The sequence below is a fragment of the Siphonobacter sp. genome, from assembly GCF_048595215.1.
Taxonomy (GTDB): Bacteria; Bacteroidota; Bacteroidia; order Cytophagales; family Spirosomataceae; genus Siphonobacter.
The window spans coordinates 1-10,558 of the sequence record NZ_JBMDWJ010000113.1; the positions used below are offsets into that span (position 1 = coordinate 1).

Consider the following 10,558-nt stretch of genomic DNA (forward strand, 5'->3'; position numbering starts at 1 on the left):
TGATTATCAAGGCTTAAAAACCGGCCTATTTTTCAGGTTTCCTCAAACAAAAAGCGGTGTAGCCCTGGCCTCACCGCTTTTTGTTTATCTACTTCGACCCGTACTTAAATGGTAATTTTTCGTTTTCGTGATATAATAGTCCATTCGTCTACAACTTCCCCATTTTCTACTATGGTTGCCGTTTCGTGCAGGGCTACCGTTGGGCAAATGTGATACGGCACGCCGTAGAGTAGATCGCCTACCTCGATGGATTCCCAGCTACTGACTCGCACTACGCCATGTTCCTCACTCTGACTGAGTAATTCGTACTCCGCCAAATTAAGAAACTTTACCCGTCGGTTGACTGGATTTTCGGCCGCTACTGATTTATGCCCCAGATCGATGGTAATCAACCCTTCGGCGGGTTTCGATACGACCCGCGTTACTATCAAAGCGGCCCACTCAAAGGGTTGTTCTTCCAGCAAATCATCGTAACCCCAATCCCACAGTAGACAGGTACCCGGACTCAGATAAGTACCCGTCCGCAGGGCGTGTACCGTAAACGAGGGCGTACCACCGGTAATGATCATCCAGTTGTCGTCCGCTTGAATGGCATCAATCACGCGTTGATAGGCGGCGTCTACAACTTCCTTCCGTTCTTCGAAATCTGTATTACGGATATGGCCGTCGTAGATGTGCAGACCTTTCAGTTCCAGGTTGGGCAGTGTATGCACATAGTCGATCAGGCTTTGTAGATTTCCTACTTCTACTCCGGTACGATCCATGCCATTGTTTACATCGATAAAAACCGGAGCTTTTTCCTCCCCAAAATAGGTATGGATCGCGTGAGCTGTAATCGGGTTATCGACTAAAGCCTGGAAGCTCGTTTCCGGATACTGCTGCATTAGCTGGTGCCAGCGGGCTACATTCGGTCCCACTACCGGATACGCCAGTAACACCCAGGGGGCTCCGGCCATGGCGGCCATTTCGGCTTCAGCGATGGTCGAAACTTTAAATTTCGTAATCCCCACCTCCAGCTGGAGCTTCAGGATTTCAATGGTTTTGTGGGTTTTGGTATGCGGTATGAGTCGCTCCGGACTTCCGGCAATTGCCACCATGATGGCAATATTCCGGCGAATCCGATCCTGATAGAATACAATACCGGGTGAAGGAACTAGGTCAGGATGATGGAGCGTGAACCAATCTTCAGTCATGGAAATTTCTTGTCGTTAATGTAAATCTTAGATAAAAGCATTGATAATCAGAACGCCTACCAGACCAATAATCGAAACCATGGTCTCCATCACCGTCCAGGTCTTCAGCGTATCTTTAATACTTAGATTAAAATACTCTTTATATAACCAGAAACCGCCGTCGTTGAAGTGCGAACACATCAGACTGCCGGCTCCGATGGATAGTACCATCAGCTCGGGTGAAACCTCCGGACGGGCCGCCAGCAGGGGGGCAATGATGCCAACGGCCGTCAGACCCGCTACCGTAGCCGAACCCACACAGATACGAATGAGGCCCGCCATGGCCCAACCTAGTACGAGCGGCGAGACGGGCAATTGCTGTAATTGCTGCCCCAGAAAGGTACTAATGCCCGCTGACTGCATGATTTCCTTCAGGGCCGAGGCTCCGGCCACCACCAATAAGATTGGCGAACAGCCCTTGAAAGCTTCTTCCAACTGCTTGGTTACCATTTTCATGGACTGACCCCGAGCCAGGCCCAGCGTGTACATGGCGACCAGTACTGAAAGAAACATACCAAAGTACGGTTCGCTGATCAGTTGAATGACTGGATTAGGCGGTAAATACGGCTTAAAAATGGTCGTAATGGCCAATAAGATTACGGGCAATAAGGCCGTAAACAGACTAATCCCCAGACTAGGCAGTTGATCCGCGGGCAACTTCTTTACCGATAACAAATCCGGATCAAGCGTCGGGCTATATTGACGAAGGGTCCGCCCAAAAATGGGTCCGGCAATCGCGATGGCGGGAATGGCAATCGCAATTCCGTAGAGCAGTACCTTTCCCAAATCTGCATTAAAACGTCCGGCAATGGCTGCTGGCGAAGGATGAGGCGGCAGATACCCGTGAGCCACCGACAAGGCCGAAAGCATGGGAATGCCTACCGTCAGAATAGGTACGCGGGCCGATACTGAAACGGCCACGATCAAAGGAAAGACAATGACGAAACCGGCATTATAGAACAGCGGAATGCCAATGACGAAACCCGCCAGAGCCATGCCCCAGGGTAAGTTTTTGGTCCCGAATACCAGTACCAGTGCATCCGTAATTCGTTGGGCCGCACCGCTTTCGGCTACCAGTTTACCGAGCATGGCCCCAAAGCCCACAATTAGCACCAGATCGCCGAGCGTATCACCGATTCCCTTTCGGATGGCCTGCCCGACGGCGGTTACTTCCATACCACTGGCCAGACCCAGACCGATACAGATAATCAGAAAAGCCAGAAAGGTATCCAGTCGTACGTACGCAATGAGAATAATAAGGAGAACAATAGCCAGAAAGGTGAGCAGTAGAGGCATTGAGATTCAGCTAGAGGTTTATGTTTTTCAAAGAAAAGGATTTTTTAGCCGAATTTCCTGTTGTAAAGTGTAGCTTGAGTGCAAAATTTAGAATGAACCAAACCCTGAGCTGCATGCACAGGCGTTTACTTTAACAGAAAAAAAAAGAGGTTAACGAAGGCGTTTCATTCGTTTTTCTGTTGAAACATTTCGCCTGTTAGGGGCGTTAAACGCCCGATTCTCGCAGGCTTATTTTTGGGTGACGAACGACTTTCATTATGGCAGAAACTCTTGTACAACGCCCCCGGCTGTTTCTTCCGGCGGCCTACGAATTAAGTGATTGGGCGAGTGTGCAGCCCTTTTTTGAAGAACTCCGCGACCGTCTGGTCCTCAATGCCGATGAATTACGGCAGTGGTTTCAGGACCGGTCTGAACTGGAAAGCTACCTTTCCGAAAACTTCGCTTGGCGGTACATTCGCATGACGACCGATACGGCCAATGAGGCGTACGTGGAAGCGTTCACGATTTTCAATGAACACATTCAGCCCCAATGGACGGAATTCGCGAACCAGCTGGATCAGAAAGCCCTGGCTAGTCCGTACGTGGATGAATTAACCGATGAAGGGTATTTTGTAACCTTACGGGCTATTCGTCGGCAAATCGAAATTTTCCGAACGGAAAACGTCCCCTTGTTTACGCAGCAGCAAGCTCTGCAAAGCCAGTACGGTAACATCGCCGGAGCCATGACCGTTACGCTCGATGGCGAGGAAATGACTCTGCAAAAAGCGGGTGACCGACTGATGCAGACTGACCGCACCATCCGCGAGGAAGCCTGGCGGGCTATCTGGGAGCGGCGTTATCAGGATCACGAAGCCCTCGACACCTTACTTAACCAGCTTCGGAATTTACGGCATCAACTGGCTCAAAATGCGGGTTTTGCGAACTACCGTGACTATATGTTCGCCGCAATGGGCCGTTTTGACTATACGGTGGAAGACTGTTTTCACTTCCACGAGGCTATCGCCAGCACCGTTGTACCGGTATTGAACGAATTGTCGAAGGATCGTAAACAGGCCTTGCAGCTAACAGAATTACGCCCCTGGGATAAGTTGGTAGATCCCTCGGGCCAGCCGCCGCTGAAACCTTTTACGAGTGGCGAAGATTTGCTGACCAAAACCATTGAAGTATTCGACCGCCTAGATCCTGAGTTGGGTAGCTACCTCCGCGTGATGCGTACGATGGGTCGCTTTGACCTGGAATCACGGAAGGGCAAGGCTCCGGGTGGCTACAATTATCCCCTGGAAGAATCGGGTGTACCTTTCATTTTTATGAATGCAACGTCGAACCTGCGGGATATGGTGACGATTCTGCACGAAGGGGGCCACGCCGTCCACAGCATCGTTACGCGGGATCTGGCGTTGAATAGCTTCCGGAATGTGCCGAGTGAAGTGGCGGAACTGGCTTCCATGAGTATGGAGCTGATCACCATGGACCATTGGGACGTCTTTTTCCCGAATCCGGAAGACCTGCGTCGGGCGAAGCTGGAACACCTCGAAGACATCATCGAAACGCTGCCCTGGGTAGCTACCGTCGATGCCTTCCAGCACTGGTTGTACGAAAACCCCACCCATAGTGTCGAAGAACGGAATGCAGCCTGGTTACGGATTTATGAACAATTTACCGATAGCATCACCGATTGGAGTGGCCTGGAGCGTTTCAAAGCGTACCAGTGGCAACGGCAGTTGCACATTTACGAAGTGCCGTTCTACTACATCGAATACGGTATCGCTCAACTAGGTGCCATTGGGGTCTGGAAAAATTTCAAGGAAAATCCACAAAAGGGGCTCGAAGGCTACCTCAACGCCCTCAAACTCGGGTATACCCGACCCATGGGCGAAATTTACGCGGCAGCCAACATACCGTTCGATTTCTCCAAAGAACACATTGCCAGTCTGATGAATTTTGTACGGGCAGAGATTGCCAAGTTGCAGTAACTACAAAAGCTCTGGTTTAAGTACCAGAGCTTTTTTTATCCGGAACCGATGGATTTTTGTCGGTACGGATGTCCTGTCTATCTTTGATAGAATCGACTAAACCGACGCTTGATCCCGTGCATTTCATTCGTTCGCTATACCTCTCCCGACTATTCTTTACGGTACTGATCGGAATCATTTTCCTGTTTCTGCTTTCCTTCATGGTCCCCTGGCTATTCGGACTGATTCAGGTACTCTTTTTCGTTTTTATAGTCGGGACTGTTTTTGACGGCCTGTTGTTGTATCCAAGAGCAAAGGCTTTTTTTGCTCGCCGGGACGTAGCAGACCGGCTTTCCAACGGCGATGCCAATCCCGTTTCCATCTTTCTGGAAAACCACTACAAATTTCCGGTATCGCTCGAAATTATTGATGAAATCCCTGCACAGTTTCAAAAACGGGATGTGCTCTTCAAAACGATGCTTACTCCAGCGACGGAGCAGATTATCCGCTACGAGCTACGGCCCGTACAACGCGGCGAGTACGATTTCGGGGCCGTTAATGTGTACGTTCAAAGCCCGCTGCGGCTGTTGAAACGTCGTTATCGGTTCTCGCAGGATCAGCAGGTGGCCGTGTACCCGTCGTTTCTGCAAATGAAGCAGTACGAGTTCATGGCTATCTCCAGTCGCCTGACCGATCTGGGTATCAAAAAAATTCGGCGGGTGGGGATGAGTCAGGAGTTTGAGCAAATCCGTCCCTACGTTTCAGGCGATGAAGTCCGCTCCGTCAACTGGCGAGCGACGGCCCGGCGGAATGAACTGATGGTGAACGCCTACCAGGAAGAAAAATCGCAGGCTATTTACTGTCTAATTGACAAAGGTCGCGTCATGCGAAGCCCCTTCGACGGTTTGAGTTTGCTCGATTACGCTATCAACGCAACATTGGTAATGAGTAACATTGCCTTGCTTAAGCAGGATAAAGCCGGTGTACTCACCTTTTCGGACCAGCGAGGTCCCTGGGTAGCCGCGGATCGGAAACCGGGACAGTTGCAACGCATCATGGAATTGCTGTATCGGCAAAAGACCCGCTTTCTCGAAACGGACTATGAATCCCTATACGTACAGGTGAAGAATCAGATTCGTCAGCGAAGTTTACTGGTCCTGTTTACCAATTTCGAGACGGTTAACGCCCTGCAACGCGTCTTACCTTACCTGCGTCGGCTGGCCAAGGATCATCTGTTGATCGTTATCTTTTTTGAGAATACAGAATTACGGGCCTTACTGAACGCTCCGGCTCATACTACGGAAGAGATTTACCTGAAGACCATCGCGGAGAAGTTCTTTTACGAAAAGCAGCAAATCATGCGGGAGTTGCAGCAGTATGGCATTCAATCGATCCTTACGCCGCCGGAGAAACTGACGGTCAATACCATTAACAAGTATCTGGAAGTGAAGGCTCGGGGGATGATTTAGCTATTCCTATCTCCCTGCATGGTATACGGAGCTATTTACATGGAACCCTTCGGGGTTGACAAGTCTAGAGGCCGGAGATATACCGATCCTCATAGAGCTTATAGCTCCACTAGTAACGCTGCCCAAATGAGCTTTCCTACAGGCGTCTGAATTCCTGGTCCAGCTTCAATACCTGATCAATCAAGGGTGTTTTTTCGTCGTTGTGAATCACGTAATCAGCGATTTGCCGCCGTTCTTCTACGGAGGCCTGACGGGCGATAATGTCCCGAATTGCTGCTTCCGAACGCTGGTCACGCTGACGTACCCGTTGAATACGTAAATCGAGTGGGGCTTCTACGACAATGACTTTGCTGAAGTTATTCCCCTGTCCCGCCGCCTTCATAATGGCGGCTTCATAGATCAGGTACGGAGCCTCGGGGTAGCGAGCAGCCCAGTCGATTCCATCCTGCCGGACTCGGGGATGCACCAGGGCGTTAAGTTTCTGTAAGAGTTCCGGATTATGGAATACCTGTCCAGCCACCCAGCTCCGGTTGTAGATACCTTCGGCAGTATAGGCTTCTTTCCCGAGTAATTCTACCAATTGCTGACGTAACTCCAAATCTGTATTCATGAGCCGCTTGGCCCGGTCATCGGCTTCGTATACCGGAATGCCGAGTGTAGAAAAAATACGGGCAATGAGGCTCTTCCCCGAACCAATCCCTCCCGTGATACCAATGACCTTACTCATAGCTAAAAATACAAAAACGCGACTCCAATCGGTACGGGAGTCGCGTTTTATGAAACGATTACGTTATTTACTTCCGGGTGGCGGACTCAGTAATTCAGCGATTTCAAAACTAATATTGACCTGTTTCGCCGTTGCGTTGACATTCGGTGCATTTACGTAAGGAATGGCCAAACGTTCGTCAAAATCTCCCGAAATTTTCTTGGGGAGTGGAATCAGAATCGTATTGGGCACCTCCCGCATCGCCGACTCGGGGCCTTCTACCGTAATGCTTTGCGGAATTACGTTAATAACTGTTGAGATTACAAAATGTCTGGGAAAGCGAACGGCACTGGTATCGGCCTGTAATTTTACAGTTTTTACCACCCGTCGCTCAAAACTGACATCCAGCGAATCGGCTATAATGTAATTTACCTGCGTTTCTTTCAATTGATCCGACAGCAAATTGGTCAAAGAAGCCGTGTTGATAAACTTGGTATGCAGGGGATTCGTAATGGCGTACGTAATTGGCTGATTGCCTAACGACAAAGTACGCCAAAGTAAATCCCATCCATTGCCCGTAATACTGGCTTGAATTTGCCGCGGAAGCGGAGAAGTAGGCACGTACAATGAATCATCGTAGGCTACTTGTAACGGATACGCTAATCGGGCTGAATATCCCTCTTTGTTAAGAGCATTCATCAACCAGAAAAGCAGAGCCCCTACCAGGCAGAGACTCGCGACTTTCCAGTCAGGTTTCATACTTTCAATGATCAATACCTATTGATCGGTTAACTGTGAGTAATCATGCTTCATACTATTGACTAGAAACGTATAAAATCACGTTCCCTGTGGAAGCATGGGTACACAGCGTCCGATTATTGTCCCAAACGAATGGAACTGTCGCGAGAAATGGCCGTTTTATCAAAAACTAAACGCATACCGCGGCCCACGTCGAGCGTCACGGTTTTCTCGGTAGTCTCCACGATTTTTCCGTGTAAGCCACCAATAGTAACAACCGCATCGCCTTCTTTCATGTCGGTGATGAATTTCTGCTGATCTTTCGCCTTTTTCTGCTGGGGCCGAATCATGAAGAAATACATGACAACGAAAATACCGCCCATCAGAACGAGTTGCATCCAGTTGGAGCCACTGGCGGGTGCTTGTAAGAGCATCATAACTAGGTTTAAGATTTAGGATTCGAGAACAAGGGGATGTTAATGCGTAGCTGTTTCGAGTACTTCTACCCGGAACGCCACGGTTGTGGTTTCAGGCTTGGTATTCGACACGACCGTAACGGTCTTGGTGTTCGCTCCTACTTTGTTTTTGCTGTTGAATTTCACCAGCAAACTCGACGTATCACCCGGAGCGATGGGTTTGAGCGGAATCACGGGAACCGTACAGCCACAGGAAGCCGAAGCGGACTGAATAACCAGCGGAGCATTACCCGTATTCTTAAACGCAAAGCGGTGTATCAGCGTATCGCCTTCCGTTACTTTACCCAAATCTACTTCGGGCTGATCGAACTTGAGGATGGGGAATTTGGTAGGGTCATCCGTCGTAGCTGTTTGTTGCTTTCCCGTATTGCAGGAAAACAGCAAACCCCAGCACAGCAGACCTACTACAAACTTGCTTTTCATCGGAAGGGGGTTTACGGTTTCTCGGTAGAGTTTTTCGCTAAAAGATCTCCACCGAGAAACGGTAAACAACAATTAGCTTAGTGTCCTTTAATCTGGCCCATGAGTGATTCTACATCCGCCAGCAGGCGTTCAGCTTTCTCGCGAGCTTCGTCTACTACTTTTTTTCCTTCGGTCTTCGCCAGACTTTCGGGCAAGTCACTTTGAGCCATTAAGTCAGCAATAAGCTGTTGCAAGTGCTCACGATATTTTGAAAGACGGTACCCCAGGCGATCGCGTGTATTCTCACCGCTGTCGGGAGCATACAGAATTCCTACCGAAGCCCCAACCGCCGTACCGGCCAAAAAGCCTAATAAAGTAAGGGTTGATTTTTTCATGGTTTTTCTATAAAGATTCGAATGCTCTAAAAAGTACATTCGATACGTTTTTGTTTTCGAAACTACCCATTTGACCGGGTTTAACCATTCGTCAAATTAGTGTTCCTGGCCTTCGAAGATTGATAATCAAGAAGTCTCCTTTTTTTCCAACCTTTCACTTTTGTAAAAGTAAGGGAAATGTAGAATAGGCCCGCGAAAACTTTTCTAACGATTATCGATCAAACCACGACCACTCTTCCGAATGGTACCATCTTCGCGAAGTTTTGCTGAAAGCGTATCGAGTACCCCGTTCAGGAATTGTCCACTGCGGGGCGTCGAGTAATCCTTGGCTACTTCAATAAATTCGTTGATGGTCACCTTTACCGGAATACCGGGGAAGTAAATCATTTCTGCCAGAGCCATCATCAGTAGAATCCGGTCCGTCAAGGCGATCCGTTCGGAATCCCAGTTCGTTACTTGATCAACGATGAACTGCATGAAGCGTTCTTCATTGTCGAGGGTATGCCGCAGTAAGTCCTTAAAAAACTTAACATCGTCTTCGCCGCCGGGTAAGAGCGTTTGCAGGCGAAGATCACCATCCTGATAAGACTTTACCGTCTTCGTCGTTAGGCTACGCAGAATGTCTTTGTCTTCGCTCCAGTACAGATTTTGCTCATCGAATACCGTCTTAATCATCTCGTTCTTAAACACCAGTTGTTTTAACAGGTGCATTACGAGGTCGGCATCCTCGGCGGGCGTATGCTGGTTACGCTGGCAGTATTGCTGGAACGTAGCATCCTGCCGAATGTCCTTAAAGAAGGGGCGGATGTATTGCACCCGGTCTTCTTCCGTCCACTTCAAGTTCCGGCGGATGACTTCGTTTTCAAACGTAGGCATATCCCGCAGAGCATGAATAAATTGGTTACTCGCCAGTACACTCGTATTCAGGCCTTCGTCCAGATAACGACGTTCCTGATACAATTGAGCTTCCTCGGCCAACTCCAGTAAGAGCAGCAAAATCATCAGATACTGATCATAGATGCGTTCAATATCCGCTGTCGCGTCGCGTACGAAGCGAAGGCGATCCTGCTGGGTTTTCTGCCGGTAATAATTCAGAGCTTCCGTAGCCACCTGACGGGCCATCAACGGAATTTCTTCTTCGGTATCTTTTTTGGTAACCGACTCCTCCAGTTGCATCAGGGCCAGTTTCCGAAGGCCTTCAAAGCGTTCGGGGTCCTGACGTTCCATGGAATTGAGGTCGGGTTGCAGGGTTTCAACGATGAAATCCTGGGCTAGTTGGTAGTTGGAACGTTCAGCCTGATACAATGCATAAAGTGTTTGCATGGCCTTGATTCGCAACGTCCTCCGATTCAGCATATTCGGTAAAAGCGATTAGTCAAAGAACTTGTTTCGAGCCGCAAAGGTACGAAATTCAGCGTAGAGTTTAGAGTTTTCGGTTTGGAGTTTTCAGTTTTTGCCGCTCTCTATTCCACGGTTTTATCTTCTTCCCAGAAAACATTTTGCTTTAGAAAGTTAGTACTCAAGGCAAGCTCGTTTTTACCTCTCTACCCGCCCTTCCAGCAAGAACCAAACTAAGCATTCTCAGAAAATTCCTACCAGCATAAACTCACTCTCTTAAAAACACCAATCCCGAAGGAATTCCATATGCTTAGCCCCGTATGCAATGCGGGTACTCGACCCGCCCGGAAGGCACAGCCTACCAACGTTAACATCCGTAACGAATGCTACGGATAACCCGTCCCGCTAACTTTACCGGGTTTTACCTAAAAAACTGGAAACTGGAAACTGGAAACTGGAAACTGGAAACTGGAAACTGGAAACTGGAAACTGGAAACTGGAAACTGGAAACTGGAAACTGGAAACTGGAAACTGGAAACTGGAAACTGGAAACT

The 10,558-nt window shown here is 48.9% G+C and carries 10 protein-coding genes; 2 read left to right on the forward strand and 8 right to left on the reverse strand.

Annotation, left to right across the window (positions count from 1 at the left end):
- Positions 1-104: 104 nt before the first annotated feature.
- Together ACOJTG_RS06700 and ACOJTG_RS06705 are read right to left on the reverse strand one after the other, a co-directional pair.
- Positions 105-1,193, reverse strand: a complete 1,089-nt coding sequence (locus ACOJTG_RS06700) for a D-TA family PLP-dependent enzyme (protein WP_420153096.1) — start codon at positions 1,191-1,193, stop codon at positions 105-107.
- A gap of 27 nt (positions 1,194-1,220) precedes the next feature.
- On the reverse strand, positions 1,221-2,528 hold the full coding sequence (locus ACOJTG_RS06705) for a gluconate:H+ symporter (protein WP_420153097.1): 1,308 nt from the start codon (positions 2,526-2,528) through the stop codon (positions 1,221-1,223).
- 257 nt (positions 2,529-2,785) lie between these two features.
- On the opposite strand from ACOJTG_RS06705, the gene ACOJTG_RS06710 reads away from it, so the two are divergent.
- Both ACOJTG_RS06710 and ACOJTG_RS06715 read left to right on the forward strand, forming a co-directional pair.
- A complete protein-coding gene (locus ACOJTG_RS06710; protein ID WP_420153098.1) occupies positions 2,786-4,501 on the forward strand; it encodes a M3 family oligoendopeptidase in 1,716 nt (571 codons plus the stop codon).
- Positions 4,502-4,617: 116 nt separating this feature from the next.
- Entirely contained in the window at positions 4,618-5,949 is a 1,332-nt protein-coding gene (locus ACOJTG_RS06715; RefSeq protein ID WP_420153099.1) for a DUF58 domain-containing protein, read from the forward strand.
- A 136-nt stretch (positions 5,950-6,085) separates the two neighbouring features.
- On the opposite strand, the gene coaE is transcribed toward ACOJTG_RS06715, so the two are convergent.
- From coaE to nusB, 6 genes are all read right to left on the reverse strand, one after another.
- Complete coding sequence (gene coaE / locus ACOJTG_RS06720; protein WP_420153100.1) at positions 6,086-6,676, reverse strand: dephospho-CoA kinase; 591 nt, start codon at positions 6,674-6,676, stop codon at positions 6,086-6,088.
- Between the two features lie 63 nt (positions 6,677-6,739).
- The gene (locus tag ACOJTG_RS06725) at positions 6,740-7,414 is read right to left on the reverse strand and encodes a hypothetical protein (RefSeq protein ID WP_420153101.1); all 675 of its coding nucleotides are present in this window, start codon (positions 7,412-7,414) and stop codon (positions 6,740-6,742) included.
- Positions 7,415-7,530: 116 nt separating this feature from the next.
- The gene (yajC, locus tag ACOJTG_RS06730; protein ID WP_104709632.1) at positions 7,531-7,830 is read right to left on the reverse strand and encodes a preprotein translocase subunit YajC; all 300 of its coding nucleotides are present in this window, start codon (positions 7,828-7,830) and stop codon (positions 7,531-7,533) included.
- A 39-nt stretch (positions 7,831-7,869) separates the two neighbouring features.
- Positions 7,870-8,292, reverse strand: coding sequence for a DUF1573 domain-containing protein (locus ACOJTG_RS06735; RefSeq protein ID WP_420153102.1), 423 nt, complete (start codon positions 8,290-8,292; stop codon positions 7,870-7,872).
- Between the two features lie 77 nt (positions 8,293-8,369).
- Positions 8,370-8,666 carry a YtxH domain-containing protein gene (locus ACOJTG_RS06740; protein ID WP_094811334.1) on the reverse strand — a complete coding sequence of 99 codons (297 nt, stop codon included), beginning with the start codon at positions 8,664-8,666 and terminating at the stop codon, positions 8,370-8,372.
- A 204-nt stretch (positions 8,667-8,870) separates the two neighbouring features.
- Entirely contained in the window at positions 8,871-9,989 is a 1,119-nt protein-coding gene (gene nusB, locus ACOJTG_RS06745) for a transcription antitermination factor NusB (protein ID WP_420153103.1), read from the reverse strand.
- Positions 9,990-10,558: the final 569 nt, after the last annotated feature.

Bases quoted from the DNA above. Each gene is read 5' to 3' on its own strand.
- ACOJTG_RS06700 (WP_420153096.1), bottom strand. From the start codon at position 1,193: ATGACTGAAGATTGGTTCACGCTCCATCATCCTGACCTAGTTCCTTCA.
- ACOJTG_RS06705 (WP_420153097.1), bottom strand. From the start codon at position 2,528: ATGCCTCTACTGCTCACCTTTCTGGCTATTGTTCTCCTTATTATTCTC.
- ACOJTG_RS06710 (WP_420153098.1), top strand. From the start codon at position 2,786: ATGGCAGAAACTCTTGTACAACGCCCCCGGCTGTTTCTTCCGGCGGCC.
- coaE (WP_420153100.1), bottom strand. From the start codon at position 6,676: ATGAGTAAGGTCATTGGTATCACGGGAGGGATTGGTTCGGGGAAGAGC.
- ACOJTG_RS06725 (WP_420153101.1), bottom strand. From the start codon at position 7,414: ATGAAACCTGACTGGAAAGTCGCGAGTCTCTGCCTGGTAGGGGCTCTG.
- yajC (WP_104709632.1), bottom strand. From the start codon at position 7,830: ATGATGCTCTTACAAGCACCCGCCAGTGGCTCCAACTGGATGCAACTC.
- ACOJTG_RS06735 (WP_420153102.1), bottom strand. From the start codon at position 8,292: ATGAAAAGCAAGTTTGTAGTAGGTCTGCTGTGCTGGGGTTTGCTGTTT.
- ACOJTG_RS06740 (WP_094811334.1), bottom strand. From the start codon at position 8,666: ATGAAAAAATCAACCCTTACTTTATTAGGCTTTTTGGCCGGTACGGCG.
- nusB (WP_420153103.1), bottom strand. From the start codon at position 9,989: ATGCAAACACTTTATGCATTGTATCAGGCTGAACGTTCCAACTACCAA.